The organism is Sulfidibacter corallicola (assembly GCF_017498545.1).
GTDB classification, from domain to species: Bacteria; Acidobacteriota; Holophagae; order Acanthopleuribacterales; family Acanthopleuribacteraceae; genus Sulfidibacter; species Sulfidibacter corallicola.
Genome location: NZ_CP071793.1, coordinates 2,803,897 through 2,826,385, shown reverse-complemented (window position 1 = coordinate 2,826,385; position 22,489 = coordinate 2,803,897). Strand labels below are relative to the sequence as shown.

General features: G+C 60.9%; 20 protein-coding genes. 18 read left to right on the top strand and 2 right to left on the bottom strand.

Going from position 1 to position 22,489, the window contains the following annotated elements; all coding sequences use genetic code 11:
• Positions 1 to 6 precede the first annotated feature (6 nt).
• From fliO to fliN, 11 genes are all read left to right on the top strand, one after another.
• Positions 7 to 576, top strand: a complete 570-nt coding sequence (gene fliO, locus J3U87_RS08130; protein WP_237382541.1) for a flagellar biosynthetic protein FliO — start codon at positions 7 to 9, stop codon at positions 574 to 576.
• Positions 577 to 620: 44 nt separating this feature from the next.
• On the top strand, positions 621 to 1,316 hold the full coding sequence (gene fliP / locus J3U87_RS08125) for a flagellar type III secretion system pore protein FliP (RefSeq protein WP_420038291.1): 696 nt from the start codon (positions 621 to 623) through the stop codon (positions 1,314 to 1,316).
• A gap of 45 nt (positions 1,317 to 1,361) precedes the next feature.
• Positions 1,362 to 1,631: a flagellar biosynthesis protein FliQ gene (gene fliQ, locus J3U87_RS08120; RefSeq protein WP_237382539.1), complete on the top strand. Its 270-nt coding sequence runs from the start codon at positions 1,362 to 1,364 to the stop codon at positions 1,629 to 1,631.
• A 56-nt stretch (positions 1,632 to 1,687) separates the two neighbouring features.
• The gene (fliR, locus tag J3U87_RS08115) at positions 1,688 to 2,473 is read left to right on the top strand and encodes a flagellar biosynthetic protein FliR (RefSeq protein WP_237382538.1); all 786 of its coding nucleotides are present in this window, start codon (positions 1,688 to 1,690) and stop codon (positions 2,471 to 2,473) included.
• A gap of 12 nt (positions 2,474 to 2,485) precedes the next feature.
• Complete coding sequence (gene flhB, locus J3U87_RS08110) at positions 2,486 to 3,556, top strand: flagellar biosynthesis protein FlhB (protein ID WP_237382537.1); 1,071 nt, start codon at positions 2,486 to 2,488, stop codon at positions 3,554 to 3,556.
• Positions 3,553 to 5,673 carry a flagellar biosynthesis protein FlhA gene (gene flhA, locus J3U87_RS08105; RefSeq protein ID WP_237382536.1) on the top strand — a complete coding sequence of 707 codons (2,121 nt, stop codon included), beginning with the start codon at positions 3,553 to 3,555 and terminating at the stop codon, positions 5,671 to 5,673. Before flhB ends, flhA begins: the two co-directional genes overlap by 4 nt.
• Positions 5,670 to 7,154 carry a flagellar biosynthesis GTPase FlhF gene (gene flhF, locus J3U87_RS08100; RefSeq protein WP_237382535.1) on the top strand — a complete coding sequence of 495 codons (1,485 nt, stop codon included), beginning with the start codon at positions 5,670 to 5,672 and terminating at the stop codon, positions 7,152 to 7,154. The genes flhA and flhF overlap by 4 nt, the downstream gene beginning before the upstream one ends.
• A complete protein-coding gene (locus tag J3U87_RS08095) occupies positions 7,154 to 8,017 on the top strand; it encodes a MinD/ParA family protein (protein WP_237382534.1) in 864 nt (287 codons plus the stop codon). The genes flhF and J3U87_RS08095 overlap by 1 nt, the downstream gene beginning before the upstream one ends.
• A 10-nt stretch (positions 8,018 to 8,027) precedes the next feature.
• Positions 8,028 to 8,792: a FliA/WhiG family RNA polymerase sigma factor gene (locus tag J3U87_RS08090; protein ID WP_237382533.1), complete on the top strand. Its 765-nt coding sequence runs from the start codon at positions 8,028 to 8,030 to the stop codon at positions 8,790 to 8,792.
• 55 nt (positions 8,793 to 8,847) lie between these two features.
• Complete coding sequence (gene fliM / locus J3U87_RS08085) at positions 8,848 to 9,873, top strand: flagellar motor switch protein FliM (RefSeq protein ID WP_237382532.1); 1,026 nt, start codon at positions 8,848 to 8,850, stop codon at positions 9,871 to 9,873.
• 66 nt (positions 9,874 to 9,939) lie between these two features.
• Positions 9,940 to 10,968 (top strand): flagellar motor switch protein FliN, encoded by a 1,029-nt coding sequence (fliN, locus tag J3U87_RS08080; protein ID WP_237382531.1) that lies wholly within the window; start codon positions 9,940 to 9,942, stop codon positions 10,966 to 10,968.
• 907 nt (positions 10,969 to 11,875) lie between these two features.
• Here the strand turns inward: fliN and J3U87_RS08075 are convergent.
• A complete protein-coding gene (locus tag J3U87_RS08075) occupies positions 11,876 to 12,160 on the bottom strand; it encodes an FmdB family zinc ribbon protein (protein ID WP_237382530.1) in 285 nt (94 codons plus the stop codon).
• Between the two features lie 411 nt (positions 12,161 to 12,571).
• Here J3U87_RS08075 and J3U87_RS08070 point away from each other — a divergent pair, with 411 nt between their 5' ends.
• Both J3U87_RS08070 and J3U87_RS08065 read left to right on the top strand, forming a co-directional pair.
• Positions 12,572 to 12,895, top strand: a complete 324-nt coding sequence (locus tag J3U87_RS08070) for a hypothetical protein (protein ID WP_237382529.1) — start codon at positions 12,572 to 12,574, stop codon at positions 12,893 to 12,895.
• A gap of 122 nt (positions 12,896 to 13,017) precedes the next feature.
• Entirely contained in the window at positions 13,018 to 13,905 is an 888-nt protein-coding gene (locus J3U87_RS08065) for a TIGR04086 family membrane protein (RefSeq protein ID WP_237382528.1), read from the top strand.
• A gap of 79 nt (positions 13,906 to 13,984) precedes the next feature.
• Here the strand turns inward: J3U87_RS08065 and J3U87_RS08060 are convergent, their stop codons facing one another.
• Positions 13,985 to 15,646, bottom strand: a complete 1,662-nt coding sequence (locus J3U87_RS08060; protein WP_237382527.1) for a serine hydrolase — start codon at positions 15,644 to 15,646, stop codon at positions 13,985 to 13,987.
• A gap of 308 nt (positions 15,647 to 15,954) precedes the next feature.
• Between J3U87_RS08060 and J3U87_RS08055 the strand changes: the two genes are divergently transcribed.
• From J3U87_RS08055 to J3U87_RS08035, 5 genes are read left to right on the top strand one after another with little or no spacing between them, the layout of a single operon-like run.
• A complete protein-coding gene (locus tag J3U87_RS08055) occupies positions 15,955 to 17,037 on the top strand; it encodes a hypothetical protein (protein ID WP_237382526.1) in 1,083 nt (360 codons plus the stop codon).
• The gene (locus tag J3U87_RS08050) at positions 17,030 to 18,052 is read left to right on the top strand and encodes an AAA family ATPase (RefSeq protein WP_237382525.1); all 1,023 of its coding nucleotides are present in this window, start codon (positions 17,030 to 17,032) and stop codon (positions 18,050 to 18,052) included. The genes J3U87_RS08055 and J3U87_RS08050 overlap by 8 nt, the downstream gene beginning before the upstream one ends.
• A complete protein-coding gene (locus J3U87_RS08045) occupies positions 18,049 to 19,809 on the top strand; it encodes a hypothetical protein (RefSeq protein ID WP_237382524.1) in 1,761 nt (586 codons plus the stop codon). Before J3U87_RS08050 ends, J3U87_RS08045 begins: the two co-directional genes overlap by 4 nt.
• Complete coding sequence (locus tag J3U87_RS08040) at positions 19,802 to 21,901, top strand: GAS domain-containing protein (protein ID WP_237382523.1); 2,100 nt, start codon at positions 19,802 to 19,804, stop codon at positions 21,899 to 21,901. Before J3U87_RS08045 ends, J3U87_RS08040 begins: the two co-directional genes overlap by 8 nt.
• The gene (locus J3U87_RS08035) at positions 21,898 to 22,347 is read left to right on the top strand and encodes a hypothetical protein (RefSeq protein WP_237382522.1); all 450 of its coding nucleotides are present in this window, start codon (positions 21,898 to 21,900) and stop codon (positions 22,345 to 22,347) included. Before J3U87_RS08040 ends, J3U87_RS08035 begins: the two co-directional genes overlap by 4 nt.
• Positions 22,348 to 22,489: the final 142 nt, after the last annotated feature.

Sequence of the window (22,489 nt, the reverse complement as noted above, 5' to 3'; positions counted from 1 at the left end):
CGCTCCATGTCAATGTCACTCCCATCCACCACCCGCGGGCGCCACGGTTGGCGTTCCGCGTGCCGAATCTGGCTGTGTATCCTGATGGTCTTCGCCGCCATGTCGCTCCACGGCCAGGACGATCAAACCCAACCCGCCACCACCGACCCGCAGCCTGCCGAAACCCAGCCCGTCGAGTCGCAGCCCGTTCCCGATTACCAGGGCCCCACCGACGAACAGCCGCCTCCCGATTGGAACCGCGGCGATACCATGCTCGAGGCGTTGACGTCGCTGTTGCTGGTACTGGGCCTGATCGTGGTGCTGGCCTTCCTCGCCAAGAAATTTTTGCCACGCCAGTTGGGCGGCGGCGGTGGCGGCGGCAATCTCAAGCTCGTACAAACCCTGCCGCTGGGGCCCAATCGTTTCGTCTCGCTGATCGAGGCCGATGGAAAGCGGTTCCTGCTCGGCGTCACCGAGCAACAGATCAACCTGATCAAGTCGATGGACGACTTGACCTTCACCCGGGAGTTGGACCAGCTCGAAAGTCCCGCCGAGGCGCCGAAGACGGTGCGTGAGCTGATGGAGGAGGAGACGTGAAACGCCTGGCCGGTCTGCTTCTTCTGCTGGCTTCCCCGCTCGCGATGGCCCAGTTGACACCCAATCCCAACACGCCGTCGATCAGCATCAACTTGGGGAACACGCCGGCGGAAGCGGCGTCCAACAGCATTCAGATCTTTCTGTTGTTGACCGTACTCTCCCTGGTACCGGCCATCTTCGTCATGTTCACGTCCTTTGCGCGGCTGACCATCGTCCTGAGCTTCACCCGCCAGGCACTGGGCACCCAGAACGTGCCCTCCAACCAAATCCTGGCGGGTTTGGCGATGATCATGACCTTCTACATCATGGCGCCCACCTTCAGGGCCATCAAAACCGAAGCCTACGATCCCATGAAAAACGGTGACATCACCCTGGAGCATGCCTGGGACCGCGCCACCGTTCCGCTCAAGCAGTTCATGCTCAAACACACGCGCGAAAAGGATCTGGCGCTCTTCGTCCATCTCAGCAAGAGTCCCAAGCCGGCGACCCGCATGGACGTTCCCATGGAAATCCTCACGCCGGCCTTCATCATCAGCGAACTCAAGACCGCGTTCGAAATCGGGTTCCTGATCTTCATTCCCTTCCTGATCGTGGACTTGGTGGTCGCCTCGATCCTGCTGGCGATGGGGATGATGATGTTGCCGCCGGTCATGATATCGATGCCGTTCAAGATCCTGCTGTTCATCATGGTCGACGGCTGGCACCTGCTGGTCGGCTCGCTGGTCCAGAGTTTCAATTGAGCCGGGTTTCGCGCGCACCGCGAGCCCGCACCCGGGAGGTTTTCATTGGATGAACTGGTCGTACTCGATCTCGCGTCCAACGCCATTCGCACGGCGTTTCTGGTCAGTGCACCGGCGTTGTTGTTGGGTTTGGTGGTCGGGGTGGCAATCTCGCTGTTCCAGGCGGTGACTTCCATCCAGGACCCGACCCTCAGTTTCATTCCCAAGATTCTGGCCGTCATGCTGGTGATTCTGCTGGCCTTCCCCTGGATGATTTCGGTCATGAAGGACTTCACCCTCGAATTGTTCACCAACCTCAACAACTTCATTCGTTAGCGGCCCCGGCGCCTCCCCCGCGCCCGCAGCCGACGTGCACCCCACCGCGGAGTACCATGTCGCCCTTCGAACTGCTCGAAACCCGGATTTACGATTTCATCCTCGTCTCGGCCCGCATCGGCGGCATCATCGCCTTTGCGCCGGTGTTCGGGGCCTCCAACCTGCCGACGCGGGTGCGGGTGTTCCTGACGATCGCCTTGGGGTGGGTGTTCGCCGGCATGCTGGGTCCGCTCCAGTACGAGGCGGAACCCACCAGTGCGGGCCTGATCATGCAACTGGCCGGCGAGGCGACGATCGGCGCGGCGATCGGCTTCGTGGCCTCGATCATCTTCGAAATCATCATCTTCGCGGGCTACATCATCGACTACATGATCGGATTCGGGTTCATCAACATCGTCGACCCCCAGTCCGGCAGCTCGATCTCGATTTTCGCCTTTTTCTACAGCTTTCTGGCATTGCTCATCTTTCTGCTCACCGATACGCATCACATCATCATCGAAATCATGATGCGCAGTTACGAACTGATTCCGATCTTCGGGGTTCGTCTCTACGAGAACTCCATGGATCGCGTCCTCGATTTGACCGCCGCGATCTTCAGTACCGGCTTTCAAATCGCGGCTCCGATTTTTCTGGTCATGTTCACCATCGATTTTTCGTTGGGCATGATCAGTAAAACGGTGCCCCAGCTCCAGATCCTGGTGGTGGGTTTCCCGCTCAAGATCGCGGTGGGATTGGTCGCGATCGCCCTGGTCATCAAGCCGACCTTCCTGTTTTTCATTCGAATGTTGGCGGACTATCGCGAAACCCTGCTCTGGATCTACAAGTACTTCGGGGCCGGGTGAGGAGGTAGGATCATGTCCGCGGCGGACGAGGGAAGAACCGAAAAAGGCACGGCCAAGAAACGGCAGAAACAGAGGGACGAAGGCCAGGTCCTGCGCTCGATGGAAGTCAACAACCTGGTGCAGTACATCGTGGCCTTCGCGGTGATCAGTGCCTGGGGCGGGGTGGTCGCCTACGGTTTGGGCGATATCATGCGCCACGTGCTGGCCAACGCCACCAACATCGACGTGGTCGGCGATTCCAACCTCATCAACCAGTTCTACTTCGCGCGCTACCTGATTCTCCTGCTGCCGATCTTTCTGCCCCTGCTGGTGGCCGCGCTGGCCGCCAACATCGCCCAGGTGGGCTGGCACATCACCTGGACCCCGGTCAAACCCAAACTGTCCAAACTCAACGTGTTCGCCAACCTCAAGCGCACCCTGGCGAGTGTCAACAGCCTGATGGAACTGGCCAAGTCCGTGGCCAAGATACTGGTGCTGACCCTGATGATCTACTACGCCGCCACCCCGCACCTGGTGGACTTCCACGGGATGACCGAGCTGACCCCGATGATGGTCGTTTCGCGCGTTTGGGATGTGGTGTACTCGATTTGGATGATGATGATCCTGTTCATGATCATCCTGGCCGCCATCGACTACGCCTACCAGCGTTACCGCTACGAAGAAGATCTGAAGATGACCCAGTTCGACGTCAAGGACGAACAGAAGCAGGCACTGGGCGACGTCAAGGTCAAACAGCGCATGCGCCAGTTGGGCTATCAGCGCCTGATGCAGCTCATGGCCCAGAACGCCGCCAATGCCGACGTGGTGATCACCAACCCGACCCACTTCGCGGTGGCGTTGGAATACAAGCACGGCCAGATGAACGCGCCGCGGGTGGTCGCCAAGGGCATCGACCACGTGGCGCTGCGCATGCGCAAGGCGGCCCGCAAGAAGCAGATTCCAATCGTCGAGAACCGCGGTCTGGCGCGCGGTCTCTACTACAGTACCGAAATCGGGGAGGACATCCCCGATCAGTTTTTCCGTCCAGTGGCTGAAATTCTGGCCTTTATCTATAAATTGAATAAGCAGAGGGCCACAGCATGAAACAAGTTCTTCAGTGGACGTCCAAACTTCGCGATCACCAGCACTTGATCACCCCTTTGGTGATCCTGGTCATGCTGGTCATGTTCATGATCCCGATGCCCGTCATCGTGTTGGACATCATGATCGCCGCCAACTTCACCATCGGCCTCACCATTCTGATCACCGTGATGTACATGCCGAAACCCACCGCGTTCTCGGCGTTCCCGTCGGTGTTGCTGTTGACCACGCTGTTTCGGCTCAGCCTCAACGTGGCCTCGACCCGGGTCATCCTGCTGCACGGTCACGAGGGGCCCGGCGCGGCGGGAACCGTGATCCAGGCCTTCGGCCAGTTCGTGGTCGGTGGCGAATACATGATCGGCATCCTGATCTTCATCGTGTTGATCACCATTCAGATCATGGTCATCAACACCGGTTCCTCGCGGATCGCCGAGGTCACGGCCCGGTTCACCCTGGATGCCATGCCGGGCAAGCAGATGTCCATCGACGCCGATCTCAACTCCGGCCTGATCACCGAGCAGGAAGCGAAGAGCAAGCGCCAGGACCTGCAGGACGAAGCCGATTTCTACGGTTCGATGGACGGTGCCATCAAATTCGTCGCCAAGGACGCGATGGCCGGCTTGATGATCACGGTCATCAACATCATCGGCGGGTTGACCTTCGGCGTCATTCGCCACGACATGCCGGCCGCGGAGGCCGCGGCCACCTTCACCATCCTGACCATCGGCGACGGCCTGGTCAGCGCCATGCCCTCGCTGTTCATCTCGATCGCGGCCGGCCTGCTGACCACGCGCGCCACGGCCAAGAAATCGCTGGGCGAAGATGTCATGGGCCAGGTTTTCTTCGACAAGAAACCGCTGGCCTTCGTGGGCGGATCGCTGTTTTTGTTCGGGCTGGTGCCGGGCCTGCCGACCCTTGCGTTCTGGTCGCTGAGCACCGCGTTGCTGGGGCTCGCCTACTACAAACACACCGTCGAGGAGGAGAAACCGGTCGCCGCCGCCTTGGGACCGGGTGCGCCACCGGATCAAAAAGCGGCGGAGGCGGTACCCGGCAAGAAGGCGGCGCCGGCGTTGCCGCAACCGGAACCTGTTGAAAAACTCCTGAAAGTGGATATGATGGGGTTAGAAGTAGGCTATGGACTGATATCTCTGGTAGATACGAAGCGAGGCGGCAATATCCTGGAACGGATCAAATCGATCCGTCGCCAATTGGCGCTGGAACTCGGGATGGTGGTGCCGCCCATCCGCATCAGGGACAACCTACAGTTGCGACCCAACCAGTACTCGATTTTGGTCAAAGGGGTGTCGGTGGCGACCGGAGAACTCATGCTCAACCACCTCCTGGCGATGAACCCCGGAACGGCGACGGCGGAGGTCGAGGGCATCCTGACCCGCGAACCGGCGTTCGGACTCGACGCCTACTGGATTCGCGAGGAGCTCAAGGACGAGGCCCAGAACCTGGGGTACACGGTGGTCGATCTTCAGACGGTGGTGACGACCCATCTCAGCGAGATCATCAAGCGTCACGCGGACGAATTGTTGGGGCGCCAGGAAACCCAGGCCCTGTTGGACAACCTGGCCGATACCTATCCCAAGATCGTCGAGGACCTGGTGCCCAACATCATGCCGTTGGGTGTGGTGCAGCGCGTATTGCAGAACCTGCTGGTCGAACGCGTGTCGATTCGCGACCTACTCAGCATCTTGGAAGCCCTGGCCGAGGGCGGCATGATCACCAAGGATCCCTTCGCCCTCACCGACCTCGTGCGTCAGGCCATCAGTCGCGGCATCGTCGCGCCCTATCTCAACGACCGTCAAGAGTTGGCCATCATCGCCCTGAACCCCGAATTGGAACGCAAGCTGACCGAATCCATACAACAAACAGACTCCGGCAATTTCGTCGTCATCGCGCCCGAAAAAGCGCAGCGCTTCGTTGACAACCTGCATCAGTCCATCGAGAGTTCGGCCTTCGCCATTCAACCGATCCTGCTGGTGAACCCGGGTTTGCGCATGCCGTTGCGGCGCCTGCTGGAGCGCGTCCTGCCCAACTTGTTGATTTTCAGTCAAAGTGAGGTGCCGGCACACGTCAACATAGTCACGATCGGTGTGGTGGGTGATATATGAAGATCAAGAAATTCGAAGCCCCAAGCATGAAAGAGGCCCTCGAGAAGATCAAGCAGGAGATGGGTCCGGACGCCTTCATCCTTGGCACAAAGAGCATCAAGAAAAAGGGACCGCTCGGGTTCGGTGACCGGAATTTTCTGCAGGTGACCGCCGCGGTGGAGGAGGATGCGATCGCCTCCATCGGTCCGGGCAGCGCCCCGGCGCCGTCGATCGACATCCGCCAGGATTCCGAGACCGGGTTCGAGAGCCGTGGTGACGCCAAGCCGCGACCGCCCGCCGTCAAGCCCGAAGAGATTCCCAAAAACGAGCCGGATCCCGACAGCATCTTTCCCAAGGTCCCCACCTACACCGCCGGCGGCAACACGGTGCTGCCGGACGACAGCCTGTTCGACGCGGATCCATTGGGGCGCGACGGCTTTTCCCAGGGGTTCGACGCCATCTACGGCGCCGCCATCAAGACGGCTTCGCCCAAACGCGACAAGAAGCGGTCCGAGGGGGAGCGCGACGGTCGTCCGCTGCGCAAGGAAATCAACGAGATCAAATCGATGGTGGCCGACCTGGGCGAAAAGGATACCGACCTGAGCCCGCTGCAGAAGGAACTGCAGGAGATGAAGGGCCTGCTCTACAGCGTCATTCGCAACCAGTCGCCGATCGCCGGAATCAAGCTCTCGCCGGCCATGATCACCATCTACCAGTGGATGAAGGACACCGGCGTGGATGAGAACATCGCCGCCAAGATGATCAAGATGGCCCACGAGCGCATGAAGGACGAGCACAAGGACAACGTCAAGCGTGTCAAGGCCTACCTCAAGACGCTGTTCGCGGGATTGGTGGACGTGGCCCGCCCCGAGCTGGTCAGCGAAGGCCGGCCGCGCGTGGTGGCGCTGGTGGGACCCACCGGCGTCGGCAAGACCACGACGGTGGCCAAGCTGGCGGCCTACGCCCATTTGCAGGCCGGGGCCGAGGTGGTGCTGATCACGCTCGACACCTACCGCATCGCCGCGGTGGAGCAGTTGAAGACCTACGCCAAGATCATGGAGATCCCGGTGCAGGTGGCCCTGAATACCAACGAGCTGCGTCAAGCCATCCAGTTCCACCAGGACAAGAGCCTGGTGCTGATCGATACCGCCGGGCACTCCCAGCGCGACGAGATCGGCATGGCCAACCTGCGCAACTTCTTTGACGACCAGAGCGACATCGAGGTCCATCTGGTCCTGAGCGCCACGACCAAGAGCGCCGACCTGGCGGACATCATCAACCGGTTCGATCCCTTGAACCCCGAGTACCTCATATTCACCAAACTGGACGAGACATCCGCGTACGGGTCGCTGTTCACCCAGATCGTCAAGACCAAGAAGCCGGTGAGTTTCGTGACCACCGGCCAGAACGTGCCCGAGGATTTCGAGTTCGCCAGCCGTCCCCTGCTGGCCGGACTCTTCGCGGGGCAAGGTCTCGAGGCCGCACGAGGAGGCGTGGTGTGATGGATCAGGCAGAAACCCTGCGGCGCGTCGCCGCCCTGAAACGGGGCCAGGGCCCCGGCGGCAAGAGTTCATGCGAGATCATTTCCGTGAGCAGCGGCAAGGGCGGCGTGGGCAAGTCGAACATCACCGTCAACCTGGCGGTCACCCTGGCCAAACGCGGGCGCAAGGTGCTGATGTTGGATGCCGACATGGGCACCGCCAACATCGACATCCTGTTGGGCATGGATCCGCGACGCAATCTGTCGCACGTCATCGAGGGCCAGGCGACCCTGCTCGAAATCCTCGTCAAGGTCACCGACAACCTCTACCTGATCCCGGGTGCTTCGGGCATCATGGACGCCGGCTACCTGCCCGTGCAACAACTGGATCAGTTGCGCACCGATCTGCTCAAGCTGGAGGAGATGTTCGATTTCATGTTCATCGACACCGCGGCGGGGGTCAACAACCTGGTGATCCGAACGCTTCAGGGGTCGGATCGAATCCTGATGATCTGTACCGACGAACCCACCTCGATCGTCGACGCCTATGCGCTGGCCAAGGTCTTGTTTCGCGAATGTGACGCGGCTCGCTTGCAATTGGTGGTGAATGATGTCGAAGGGGAGGAAGAAGCCGAGGATGTTTATGGTAAGCTAAAGGTCGCAATCCAACACTTTCTAAAAAAAGAACTGGAATACCTGAGCTACATCGTTCACGACGACGTGGTCGCTCGTGGTGTGGTTCTGCAGAAACCCTTCATGCTGACGCCGGCAGAGTGTCCGGCCCGCGCGAATTTCGAGGCGCTGGCGACCCTGCTGGACCACGATGACCCGTGGACCGAAGGCAAGGGGTTCCTGCAACTGTTTCAACTGCTCGTGCAAAAGTAGGGGGGAGGGCATGCCTCAGGCTTCGAAGACCGCAGAAAAGACCAATGGCAGTGGAGATCGCCAACATGTGATTGAAGACTACATTCCCTTGGTCAAGTATCTGGCCCATCGTATCTCCATGAAACTACCCAATCACGTCGAGATCGACGATCTCGTCAACTCGGGCATCATCGGCCTGATCGATGCGATCGAGAAATTCGATCCCGGACGCGGGATCAAATTCAAGACGTACGCGGAGTTTCGCATTCGCGGCGCCATCTTCGACGGCCTGCGCAGTCTCGATTGGGTGCCCCGATCGGTGCGCAAACAGAAGAAGATGGTCGAGCAATCCTACGCCCAATTGGAGCAGCAGCTTGGGCGCCATGCCACCGACGAGGAACTGTGCCGCGACCTGGGTGTGGGCCTCGAGGAGTTCTACAAGATCCTCGACAACCTGAAAGGCGTGTCGCTGGGCAAGTTCGTCGAGTTGAACAACAACGACAGCCAGGGTGGGGAAGGCGAGTCCGCCATCGCGTTCATTCCCGATCGCAGTACCGACGATCCCTATCACAAGTTCCAGAAGCACGAACTCACCGAAATCCTGTCCGAGGCCATTCGCCGGTTGCCGGACAAGGAACGCTACGTGGTTTCCCTCTATTACTTCGACGAGCTGACCATGAAGGAAATCGGCACCGTGCTGAACATTACCGAATCCCGCGTTTCCCAACTGCACACCAAATCCATGATTCGCCTGCGCGAAGCCCTGAAGAGCTACGTGGAGCGCCGCTTTCAGTAGGTCTGGCCGCTGATTCCGATTCGGGAGAAGCCACGCCGATCGACGGAGACTCGAAATGGCAAAAATCCTCACCCAGGAAGAAGTCGATGCCCTGTTGAACTCGGTTCAATCCGGCGGCGACGTGGCCACGATGGCCGAGGAGACGGCGGAGCCCACGACGCCGGGAACCATCGAGCGCGAGAAACCCAAGCAGAAGCAATACAAAAAGGTCATGGTCTACAACTTCAAGCGACCGGACCGGGTTTCCAAGGAGCAGATGCGCTCGCTCCACTTCCTGCACGATCGATTTGCCCGCAACTTCTCCAGCTCGCTCAGTGCCTACCTGCGAACCATTTCGGAGATCAACCTGGTCAGCGTGGAGCAGTTGACCTATTCCGAATTCCTTCTCTCCTTGCCCGATCCCACTTGTTTCAGCTCGATCGCCATGAAACCGCTGGAAGGCAATGCGGCCCTCGAGATCAACCCCTCGCTGGTGTTCCCCATCATCGACAAGATGTTGGGCGGTCCGGGGGAACCACTGACCGAGATCCGGGCCATGACGGCCATCGAGCAAAATATTTTCGAAGCCATCATCCGCTTGATTCTGGAAGACTTGAAAGAGGTTTGGAAACAGATCGTCAACCTCGATATGCGCATTCACGCCCAGGAGACCTCGCCCCAGTTGGTGCAGGTGGTGGCCCCCAACGAGGTCGTCGTCCTGATCGTGTTCGAGGTCAAGTTCCAGGAAGTGGTGGGCATGATGAACTTCTGTATTCCCTCGATCATTCTCGAGCCGATCGCCAAAGAGTTCGATCAGGAATGGTACACCGGTTACAAGAAGAGCGAGACCTTCGAGGAAGCGAAAATGCTTTCGGAACTGATGAAACGGGTGTACTTCGGCGTCGGGGCCGAGATTCGCGGCTCCACGATTACGGTTCAGGATTTCCTCAATTTGGAACGAGGTGATATCATTGAGCTTACCAGTAGACCCGAAGACCCCATGGTGTTGAGCGTCAACCAGGTGCCCAAGTACAAGGGACAGGTGTTGATCAACAGCGAGATTCGGTCCTTTCAGGTCCACGAAAAGATCGAACCCCTTTAATCGCGGTCGGCACCGTCGCCGTGCCGCACAACGCCCCTCGATCGCGGAACAGGCTGAAGAGCACTTATGTCGGAACTGAATACCAACCAAATCGAAACCCTCGGCATTGTCAGCGAGGTGATCGCCGACGCGGCGTTTACCGTTCTGAGCATGTTGCTCGGCCGCGAAATCGACCTGATTCCGCTGCGTTCGGCCTATCTCACGGTGACCGAGGTCCAAGAGCGCAACTGGGACACGATCATCGTCGCCCAAGCCAGCTTCACCAAGGGCTTGGAAGGGACCATCTATTTCATCGTCAACATCGAGGACGCCACCCGCATCATCGACCTGATGCTCGGCGGCGAGGGTGAGAACTCGGCCGAATTGGACGAGGACAGTTCGGATGCCCTGAGTGAGACGATCAACCAGATCATGGGCGCCAGTTGTCAGACCCTGACCGAGAAAACCGGCGACAGCATTTCGATCGGCCAGGTGGAGATCGTCACCGGAAACGAGGCCGAAGTGGTCAAGACCCAGGTGGCGGGTGACGAATTTCCGGGTGTCGAATTCGATATCGAGCTGGAAGGTCTCATCAATTCCAAACTCTACGTGGGCCTGAGCAAGCTGTTGCTGGATTCGATCGACAAGGGCCTGCACAAGAAAGCCGAACCGCCGCCCCAGGCCGTGCCTCCGCCCGCAGCCGCAGCGCCGCCCCAGGCCGCCGCCCCCACTGCCGCGCCGCCTCCGGCCGCCGCAGCGATGCCCGGCATGCCGCCGCCCGCGGCCGCGCCGCCGCCCCAAGCCGCCGCGCCCGCCTATCAATACGCGCCGCCGCCTGCGCCGATGCCCGAGATCGGCGGCAACATCGATCTCCTGATGGACATCGAATTGCCAGTCATCATTCGAATCGGTCGCACCGAACTGTTGTTGCAGGACATCCTCAAGTTGACCCCGGGGTCGATCATCGAACTCAACAAGGCCATGGACGATCCGATCGACATGTTGGTCAACAACAAGCTCGTCGCCCGTGGTGAGGTGGTGGTGGTCGACGGCAATTTCGCCTTTCGCATCACCGAGATCGTGTCGCCACAGGCACGCATCCGCTCGCTGGGGTAGGATTCGTTCCAGACGTAACGGCGATTCAGGTCGGAACACGTGCCCGCGTATCGAGTGCCGGGTAGGTGGGCCCTTGCACAGTAGCCGCCCAAGGCCGCCTGCGCCACCAATCGAAGCGAATTGACCGGGAGTTCCCGCATGCGGAGAGTGTCGTCGTGCCTGTAGGTGGAGCAGCCTGCGCCACCAATCGAAGCGACCGACGATTATCAAATCAAGTGCATCAAGAGCGAAGCGAAACTGTTTGGCAAGATCTCTCCGGTCGAAGTCCACCTCTGCCGGCAGTGTCTGAATGTCGAGAGAGATGTCGTGCCCGGTAGGTTCATCAGGGGCGGTAAGCCGGCCCGATGAACCATTCGAAGCTGTTCATGATCAGAGTTCCCGCATGCTTTGAGGATCGGCGTGGCTGTACGTTGGTCACGGCCGGTATGGCACGGCCGGTATGGCACGGCCGGTATGGCAGGGGCGGTAAGCCGGCCCGGCCGACACTTCGAAGCGATCAGGACTGCGAAGATGCGAATCACCAAAAAGTGAACCGCCGATTGAAGCGGGAGCTTCGGAATGTGCGACCAGCGGTCGCACCTACCTGGCACGACGCCTCCTATGGACACGCGGGAACTCTTCGGATGGGTTGCTTCGTTCGGAATGTGCGACCAGCGGTCGCACCTACCTGGCGCGACGTCTCTTATGGACACGTGGGAACTCTTCGGAAGGGTTGCTTCGTTCGGAATGTGCGACCAGCGGTCGCACCTACCTGGCACGACGCCGCTTTCGGGGTGCGGGAACTCCGGTGGGTTCTCGCTTCGACCGATCTCTCTCGGCAGCCGTCGAATCCGTGCCGACTGCGCACCCCAAAACGACAAAAGCCGCCTCGGGCGAGACGGCTTTCGGGTGTTGCTCAGGTAAAAAATCAGGATGCGGCGGCGGTCGTTTTGGAACTCGACTCTTTGGCCGCCGGTTTGGCGGCACCGCTGTCACTTTTGGTATCTCCGGATTTGTTGTCGGAAGAGCCCGACGAACTGTAGAGATCCTTGTACCAGCCGCCGCCTTTGAAGGTAAACGCGGGGGCGGCGACTTTCTTTTGAAGCTCGGGCTCGTCGCATTCGGGGCATTCCTCCAAGGGAGCCTCATTCATGGCTTGCAGTGCTTCGAACTCATGGCTACATGATTTGCACTGGTAGTCGTAAAGTGGCATGGAAAACCTCCGGAAATCACAAAAGCGCGCTGGGGCAGGCGCCCATATTCTTTTTCAGTTTCGCAATATATGGGAAAAACCCCATGGGCCGCAAGGATTTTTTGCGACGCGCCGCCGTTCGGGAGCTCTGGCTTTTTCCCTTGCGGGCCTTGGCGGCACCGGTTTTGGGGCCCTGTGGGTCGCCCTTCTCGACGGGGAAAAAGAGCCCTGGCCGGCTGGATTCGAGACGGCCTTGTATTGAGATTCTGCCGTGACCCTCGAGCTTTCGATCCGTACCGGGTGATATGGCTTATTGATTTAGAAGGCCCGATTTACGATAATGTTACGATTGATAGACTGCCATTCATCCAACCTGCCTGACCGGCCTTTCCAAACCATCGGGTTTCTTTTGTTCCCGTGATGAGAGGTTCCATGTTCCGAGAAATTCATCCCGAGGATTTGATCATCCGTGCTCACGACGGATCCGCTCGCGTCAACCACAAGATGGTCCGCGAGTTCGGTCTGTTCAACCTGAGCCAGGACATGCAGGATGAATTGCTGGATATCTACCTTCGCAACGCCACCGAGCGGGGACCTCGCGCCTACTATCGCGTGTCCACCTACATCCGGCTTTGTCAGAACATCAATCTCTTTCCGTTCCCGGTCATCACCAATTTCACCTCGGGAACCGCTTACGAATACAACATGAATATGCTGGAAAAGTACGCCGAGCCGGTCAATTCGCTCCCCGCCTGAAGGTGATCCTTCACAACTGTTGACCCCTTGCGATCGCACAAACCGCCCTGCAGCAGCGAGAACACATTAAAATGCAGGGAGCCGACGGGATCGGCCGCGAAACCCATCTCGGGGAGGATCAGGTGTACGGATTGCCACGTTTCATCGGTTTGAGTCTGTTGTGCTTCGGCCTGTGCTGGTCGCCCGCCGCCGCATGGCAGGACCAGGGTCCGACCATCAACTCGAGCGGCGTGTTGGTCATGAAAGACGGTCGCATGATCGCCATTCGCGGGGAATACGAGGTACTCGACCAGGAAGTGCATTTCACCCACGGTAGTGGTGAATTGATGGTGTTGCCGTTGAGCAAGGTCGATCTGAAAGCGACCGAAACTCGCAACCGTCAGATCGCCGAGGGGACCCTCAGCCAAGACGAGTCCCTCACCAATCGCAAGGGCTTCAAAAAGGTCAAGGGCCGTCCCAACGCCAATCCGGAGCAGAGCGTCTACGTCAAGGTGTCCGGCAGCGAGGAAGAATCGGCCCAGGTGGAAGAAGCCCAGAACCCCTTCGAGAACCAGGAGTTTCTCGAGCAATTCAAAGACGCCGAATGGGCTCGGTGGTTGATGGACAACCTACGCGACCCTGACGACATGCCATCCTGGACCGCACCCGTCTTTTGGGGGCTCCTGGTGCTTCTGGCTCTCTCGTCGTTCGTGTCGTTTTTTTTCCAACTGTTCCTCATGTTCCGTGCCTTTCAGGAAAGCGGCCTTTGGGGCTTTGGCCTGATCGTTTCCTTCATGACCCAAATCGCGGTCAGTCTCGGCGGCATGATGGCCTTCGGCGGCACCGGTCACCAGGGCATGATGTGGGCGGGAATCGCCATCGGCTGGATCTACAACATCTTGGTATTTCTGTACATCCTCCTGAATTGCAGCGGTTCTCGACTCAAGTACCTTTTCCTGTGGTTGTCGCCCGTCATCGGAATGGTCCTCTTGTACGCCTTTGTCCTTTTGGTGATGTTCAAGGTCTTTTAAAACCCGCTCCCAGGTGGGGACCCCCACCATGGAACCCAGCCGGGCCGTTCCTCCTGGCTGGATTCTCCCAAAAGGACCCTCACTTGCGTTTGGCCGGCATTTTCATGCCGTTCTGGTGCAGGACCAGCGAAACCACTTCGCCTTTTTCGTCGCGTTCGAAATGCAGTTGGGCGTCCACCACCTTGTAGAAGAACACATCCTTTTTCTGCGCGAAAACCGGGAAGAACGGTTGCCCCGTCAACTGCACCACCAAGCCGCTCTCGTCCAGCCGAACCGTGAAGACCCCGCCGTTGAAGAGCTTGTATTGGCCTTCGTACTGCTTCAGCACCTCGGTACCCAGTTGGATTTCTTCGGGCGGGCCCGGGGGCGTGAAGTCGGCGGGCATGCGTGCCATGCGGATGGTGGCGCCCCCCTGATGGAGAACCAGGGCCGCCACCGATCCATCCGAGCCGTTTTCGAAGACGAGCTCCGCGGCGACCTGGCGGTTGAAGAACTTGGTCTCGGACTCGGCGAACATCGGCAAGGCGGGTTGGCCGGTCAGTTGACCGAAGAGTTGGTTTTTGCGAAGCGTGACGTGCATAAAGCGGTTGGGGGAGAGTTGGTAATGACCCGTGTACCCTTGCAGCAGTTCGCCAGGCAGTTCGATGCCGGTCGTTTCATCGGCGAAACTCGGCGCCGGGTTTTTGGGATTCAACAGATGCAGTCCCAGGGGATTCAGTTCGGTCAGTTGATTCGCGAGCACGACCACACCGGTGCGGGTTTTGGCGTTGAAGCCGAGAAACGCCGAATAGCCGCCGGTCTGGCCGTCGTGGAACCACAGGGTCTCGCTTTCGGTTTTCAGGATCATCCAGCCCAGGCCGGTTTTGACCTTGGCGTCGATATCGGCGCGCGGGGTGTGGGTCTCCGAGAGGAACGGCAGGTTCGGGGCGTCCGCCAGGCCGAGATGGGCTTCCAGGAAACGCAACATGTCGTTGGCGCTGGAACGCAGGGCGCCCGCGCCGGCCAGGGCCTGGAAATGCCAACTGTGGGATCGCGTACCGCTCAAGTCGTGGGGGGCTGCCAATCTACGTGATTGCCGCTCCGAAAGGGTCATCACCGTGTCGTTCATGCCCAAGGGCTTGCAAATGCGGCTGAGGACCAGGTCCTCGTAGGTGGTTCGGTTCGTCTGCGCGATCAGATCGCCCAGCAGCCCCATGCCGAAATTGGAATAGGCCCACTGCTTGCCCGGCGTGGTCAGCAAAGTCTGATCGCGAACCGCTTCGTGCAGTTTTTGGCGGTCGTAATCGACGTAGGGATCGTTCCCGGTCACCACCATGTTCTCGGGAAGGCGCGGCAGTCCGGAACGGTGCGTGGCGAGGTGGGTCAGGGTGATGGCCACGTCTTCTTTGCGGGGGGCCTGAAAGCCCTCGGGCAAATAACGATCGATCGGGTCGTTCAGGCCCATCTTGCCTTGGGCGACCATATCGGCGAGGAGCGCACTGGTGAAAATTTTGGTGACCGAACCGATTTCATAAAGGGTGTCGCCGTCGACTTCCGCGCCGTCGGGCTGGGTGCGTCCGAAGCTCAGGACGCTCTTTCCCTGGGGATTGACGATGCCGACCACCATCGACGGAATCTTTTTCGATTCCACGGACCGGCGCAGGAGATTCTGGAGGTCTTCGGGAATCTCCGGTGGGCCCCCTACCGCGGGGGATACCGCGAACAAGATCAACCCCATCCGTATCGCTTTTCGAAAAATCATGAGAAAGGTCCTCCTTCGGAATGCCTCGGCGGGAATCTGCTCGAATCGAGCGCCGCCTGCCGTCATTCATCACGGCGTTCGTCCTGGGCGAAAGGTGCCTTGGTGATTTTCTGGCAAATGGATTAATGCTGCCGATGAAACAGATTTTGGAGTTGTTGGAACAAGGATCGGGCGATTCCAGCCGATGAGGGCTCAACCCGCAAAACCGCGGTGATCGCCGGCTCCGCGAGCCCTCGTTCCAGACTTTTGCCCACCTGGGTGTCGCTTTCCGGCTAGAATGTGGGCACCACCACAGCGAGGAATCCCGCGTGACGCCGACGTCTGCCACTCAACCACCGCAATCGCCGACCCCACGACATTCAGCCGGCCCGGGATTCGCCGGACTCCAGCCCGCCGCCCTCGCGGCCTGGCTCCAACGCGCTGCGCTCCACTTGATCGAAGACCTCGCGCAACTGCACACATCCGCCTTCGATGAGGGCACCAAAGTGGCCATCGAGGCGGCCGCCGATCGCAGGCCTGGGCCGCCCGTCTCCCCGCCGACCGCGAACGCGCTCCTCTCTCCGTCCGACATGGCCCTGCTGCGCTTGGGGCTGACCTCGCCGGATTCCTTTGTCTCGTATTTCGAGCGGTTCCGGCCGGTGCGGGCCTGGCGCAAGCGGCGTCACCTTCGCGCCATTCACGCCGGCCTGGCGGGCCGGATCGACCAGGCCACCTGGGAGGCGCGTTTCCTGGAGTCGATGCGGCTGCACCAATCCGGATCGCCGGAACTGGGTTGCCCGGACGAGCTGTGGCCCATGTTGGGCTACCTGGCGTGGACCGAACCCACCTTCTGCCGCCGGTTCGGGCTGCTCGTGCAGCGCCGGCTCTTGCACGACGGTCTCTTTCTGGACGGCCTCCCGCCCTTGCCCAGCTTTCACCCGAACACCTTTTGGCTGTTGTTGCACCTCGTGGGGACCCGCCCGCGCGGTTGGCGCGACGTCCTGCAGCCCAGCCGTCGCCGGAAACGTAGGGTGTTGCGCGCCATCCAGCGGCGCACCCGGCACCTGATCGTTCAGACCCAATGGGCTGGCTGGTGGGACCAGTGGCTGCTGGTCGAAATCCTGAGCCGGCATCCTCGCATGGTCGAAGCCTTGCCTTCGGCGTTTCGGGCGGCCCTTCACGCGTTGCCCTACCTGGAGCAACGCGGCCTCAATCAGCCGCCGCCCAAGCGGCGCGTGCACCGTTTTCTCGCCCGATTGATCCCGCGGCCTATGGCGAAACGGCCCCAACAACCGCGACACCGCCCCACGTTTTCCCTCGCCACGCCCAACTGGCAATCGCAGCGCCCCTCGCGGTGGCGCGAGTGTTCTCTCGACTCCCGCCCGACACCTGGAGGCGCCGCCCATGTTTGATCCCCGCGTTCTGACCGCCCTGCGCCAAGCGGGTGACCAGGCCTTTCGCCAACTCACCCTCGTCGAGGACGAGCTCAACCGCCGATTCGCCGATTCCGAAGATGCGGTTTCGGCCCTGATGCTGGCCGTGGCCAGCGGGGAACCTCTGCTGTTGATCGGCCCGCCAGGCACCGGCAAGTCCCGATTGATTCGGGCCTTCTGCGGGCTGACCGGCCTGCTCGACGAAACCGACCCGGCCAGGGACCATCCGGACTATTTCGAATACCTGCTGACGCCCTTTACCGAGCCCAGTGAATTGTTCGGTTTCTACGACATTCCCCGCGCCATGAAAGGCGAATTGGTGCGCATCGACAGCGGCATGATGCAGCACGCCATCGTGGTGTACCTGGACGAGGTGTTCAACGGATCCAGCGCCATCCTCAATTCGATCCTGGCCTTTCTCAACGAGCGGGTGTTCCACGACCGCGGCATGCGCCATCCGGTGCGGTTGGAATGCCTTTTGGCGGCGACCAACCAGATTCCGGAAGCCCCGGAGCTTCGCGCCGTCTTCGATCGTTTCACCCTGCGCTGTCAACTGCGCAATATCGAGGCCCGGCCGGAAAGTCTGGGAACCCTGCTCCGCAAGGGCTGGACCGAAACCTACAGCCGTCATCGGGCCTTGCCCGACTGCGCCGATCTGTTCGCCCGCGTGGCCAACTTCCGCGGTGTCATGACGCGCATGACTTCCGAGGGCCTGCTGGTTCCGGAATCGAATCACCCGTTCTACCGCAGCCTGGCCCAGATGGTTCAACAGGCGCGTCAATACGATCTCTCCGAGATGTCCAATCGACGTTTGGTGAAGATGGTTCACATCATGGTCATGCATCGACTCTATCGGGCGACTCGGGCGGAGGAACCGCTCGACGCCGCACTGAGTCTCGGCAGCGAACAGTTGACCTTGATTCCGCGCTACTTCCTCGATTTGGAAGACGAGGAGATCGCCTACAAGCTCGAGCGCGTGGCGGCGCGCGCATGAGCGGAACGCCGCGGCTGGGGCTGATCGGCCGGGAAACCGCCGAGACGCTGCTCGAGCAGGCCTGCGCCGGCCACTCGGGGGCGGTCGCGCGGCTTGCCCGTTCGGTGGTGCGCACCCTTCACGGTCGCCAGGTGGGTATTCCTCCGGCGATGGCCGTGGAGTTGGCGACGCTGCTGGCGTTGCCCGGGCGAGAGCTTCCCCGTGAGAGCCCGTGGTACGACGTGGTGGCGCGCATCGATCGCGAATTGCGAGTGGCTTTGCCAGGTAGGTCGCAGGTATCGACCCACGGACACCGAGCCGCGGTCCTGTTGGCCGCCCATCCTGGCTACAGCCTGTTTCGGCTGGCTCTGCCGTTGTTGCGACGGTGCACCGCCGGCTTGGGCCACACGCTGCTTTTCTGCGACGAACCGCTTCCGGACACCGATGGGGCGCAACGCCTCCGAGATTATCAGCATGCCCTGGCCAGCCATGTGAAACGCGAGATCGAGGATCCGGCAACGTCCGGTTTCTGGCGCGACTGCGCCTGGAACCTGGCCCGCCTGGATCGAGAGGCCGTTTCCGGCAAGCGGCCGGTGCTGCACCTGCCCTACCAGGATCCGATCGCCACCACCCTGTCCCATCGTCTGACGCCTCTGCCGCTGCCGGAGGTCAAACGCGAACCGAAATCGTCCATGTCGCGGCCCGGTGCGCGGTTGCGCGCGACACAGGCGCGTCGGGAGGGCGGGATCAACGGCATCTACGTCACCCGCCGAGCCGAGGAAATGGGTCAAGTGCTCTTCAGTGAGTTCCTGCAACACGAAATGCTGCGTGCCGATCGGTTGCTCAATACCGGCTACCTGGTCCATCGACGCGAGCCGAAACGGCGCCGCATGCGGCACATGTTTCTCGCGACCGTCGTTCCCGCCGTCGCGGGTACCCGCGTCCACCTGGATTTCATCAAGACCTGTTGGCTGGAGGCCGTCGCCCGCATGGTGCACCAGTTGGTCCTCAATGGACTGGGGCGAAGCGAAGTCCGTTTTATCGAGGGCGATCGCTTCGGCCGCTGTCGCCAACGCCATCTCGGCATGAACGAAAACGAATCGTCGCGATGGGCCGATGCGCCCGATTTCGCGGCATTTCGTCGGCAGTTGCTGACGGGCGGCGGTTGGGGCTCTTTTCTGTTCGATAGCCACCAGCCCTTCGCCGCGGTCCCCGCACCGGAATTGGGTCGCGCCATGGGGAATCCCACCGGCTTTTCCAACTGGTTGGCACGTCTGTGGTTGAGCCAGCGCGATCAGGGCGCCGCTTTCGATGCCGGTGCGAGGTCGATCGGACCTCCGGGTCCCGGCGTTTCGCCTGCCGAACATTCGTCCACCGATCGTCCCCGTAACGGGCGTTCGCTTTCCGGCGCCGCGTCTTCGGGCCGTCATGGCGGCCCTCCTACCGGCCCTCCTACCGGCCCTTCTCGCCTCGACCTTTCGCTCTATGCCGCCGCCCACGTATTGGTTTTTCTGCCGCTGTCCTGGCGCGAGCATCCCGACATCTCCTGGCAGGCCGCCTTGGCGCGTGCCCTGGGGTTTGCCGGACACCCCCGCCGCAGGCTTTCCATTTGTTGGGTCCCGGACCGTTTGGATGAACCCACTGGTTGGATCTACCAGGCCCGCGGCGAAGGTTTGGTGTTGGGGGCCCGCAAGGAAGGCTTCGACCCACGCGGCCTCGCGGGTCAACTGGTGGGAGCCTGGCTGCACCAATGGCGAACCGAGGTGGCTCGTGGCTGAGCGCTCGCCTTCCGGGACCAGGTCCTCTTGGGTCTTGGCGGATCTGGAGCCGGCCGCCTTGTTCGACCTGCTGCTGTCCCTGGAGCCCGGTGAGTTGCCGGCCACCCTGGCTACGGCGGCGGAAATCTCCATTCCTCCCAGTGCGTTCGGCGTTTCTGCCGACTTGCACGTACCCGTTTCGCCGGAGTACGAACCGTTGCTTCGCCGATTCCTGGAGACGACCGAGCGCTCGGCCGAACAGGCGCCGGTCGCGGAAGGGGCCCTGCCCGTGGTCGCGGGTTTGTGTCACCTGTTGTTTGCCGCCGCACCCGAACGGCAGGCGGCTTCGACCCTGCCCGACACCTATTTGCTGATCGCCGAGGGTCGCGATGCCGCGGGCGCCGCCGAGATTTTCGACGAACTCCGCCGCCACGCGACCGCCCTGCGGGTGGCGACGGCCGAGTCGGCGGCCGGGCCGATCTGGTTCTTTCAGATTCAGGACGATCCCCGTCGAAAATCAACCTTTCAAAGTGTGCTCGCGGGCGGGGATCTGGACGATTGCCGCCTCCTGTTGGGGATCGCCGAAGGAGAACGCCGCCTTTACGTGCCCCTGGCGCGGGCGGCGTTGGACGCATCGCTGTTTCTGCGTTTTCAAGCGTTGATGCTGCGCCATCCCAGCCTGTTCGGGTTGGCGCCGGACGCCGTCGAGAGCCAGGCGCTGGCCGCGATCGAGGTTCGCTCGCCGGGTGTGTCTTCTCCAGAGGATTCGGAAGAAACCTGGGTGTTCTGGCCCCTGGCCCATCTGACTTTCCACGCTCGCGTCGCCCTGGAGCCGGCTCTGAGCGGCGGTGCACGCTTCGAGATGCCCTCCTTGCGATACAGCCCCGAGCGGCTCGAGGAATTGCAGCACGCCCTGCACCGGGCCGCGCCTCAATTCGGCTATCGGCTCGAATTGCGCCCGACCCGGTTGCGGGAACCCGCCGAAATCGAGCGACGCCGGCTGCGCGACCGCCTGGCCGAGATCGAATACCGCCTGGCCGGATTGGACAGCATGCACGCGGCCAAGCCCTGGCTGTGGCGCTTCAGGCAACGTCAATTGCCTGTCCTGGCCCGTCTTCTGCGCGACATGCCCATGGATGTGCTCCGCGAGGGTCGGCTCCTGTACGCCTTCCACGCCGACGAGTTCGATCCCGCCGGTTCCCACTTTCTCTGGATTCCCGCCGAAGACGGTGGCTTCGACCCCGAGGAGGCGATGCTGTACGGCGATGACGCGCCGGACGCCATGTGCTTCTGGCTCGATCCCTATTGGGCCCGTTATTACAGCGAGGAAAACGAGGCCTGCTGGGTCTTCGTGCCGCGTCACAGTGCGCTTTTTCCACCGATGCACGATTGGCACACGGCCGATATGGCCGGCTACCTGCGCCGGGTGATGTCCCGATGGTTCGCGGATGTCGCGGATGGCGACACCCATTGGCCTGCCGAGCCGATTTACCTTTTCGACGGCCAGCCCGGCCCGGAAACACGGCTGCACGTGCGTGTCCTGGATCGCTCGGCCTTTGCGCCGCTGCACACCCGGCTGGATTGGCTCAACGACAACCTGATCGTCGCCCGCGAGGTGGGGATCGAGCCGCTGGTTCGCGCCATGGCCGAGGACACGAGCCGCCAGCGCCTGGTTCGCTTTCTGGCCGTCCGCGCCAAACAGAGCCAGCGCGACTTCGACCGGCTGGCGCACACCATCGGCAACCGCATGGTCAATCGCTTCGAAAGTTTGTTCGCACTGTTGGACGAGGAAAGTGAAAACGTACTGGAGGAGGCTTACGCCACTGCCGGTGAGTTGCACGATCTCAAGCAGGGCCTCAGCCGTCTGACCAAGGTCAAGAGCGACATGAACGAAATGCTGGCGGAGGCCGAGGATCACCTGCACGAGGCGGAGGCCCAGTCCGTCTCGCTCTCCCGCGAGCTGCACCTTCTGGAAACCAAACTCAAACAGGCCATGCGTACCCGACGTCGCATGAGCGACGAGGTGATGGACGAAGTACGGGCGTTGCGGGAACTACACGACGACCTCAAGGAGCGGTTCCACAAAATGCTCAAAATGGAGAAACCCTCGTGAGTCGACCACCCGAACAACGCGACCCCTGGGAGGCGCAACGCTTGCGGTTGCGTGCCGCCTCGGAACTTCGGCGCGAGAACCTGGCCAAGACCCGGGCCGCGCTGCGCGATGGTTCGCGAGAGACACGTGATTGGGGCATGATGCGCAAAGTGATATCTCGTCAGGTATTTCCACGCATCCAGGGCTGGATTCGAGAGATCAAGGCGGTGATCGACCCCGCCCAGGTTCGCCAATTGCACCGGGCCCGGCGCCGCCTTGAAAAACTGACCGGCATCACCTGGTGGCACCCGCGCGGCATGGTGTGGCGCGCGCGCGTGGCCTTTTACGGGACCTCGATCTTGATACTCAGCCTGCTTTTTGTCGCGGTCGTATTCGGTGGCCTGGTTTTGATGGCATTTGCCGTTTACCGAATCTTGGGTTGGCTTCAGGATTTTTTCGCTTTTTGATAGGTTCCGAATCTTTATACGCTTGCGTGTTTTCGCGCTTCGCGAATCGACTGGATAGGGGGTTTCCGTACTGGGTTCCATGACGTTCCAGGTGGGCATTCGAGACACATCAGGCGAGCTTTGCCATATATTACGAGAAGGA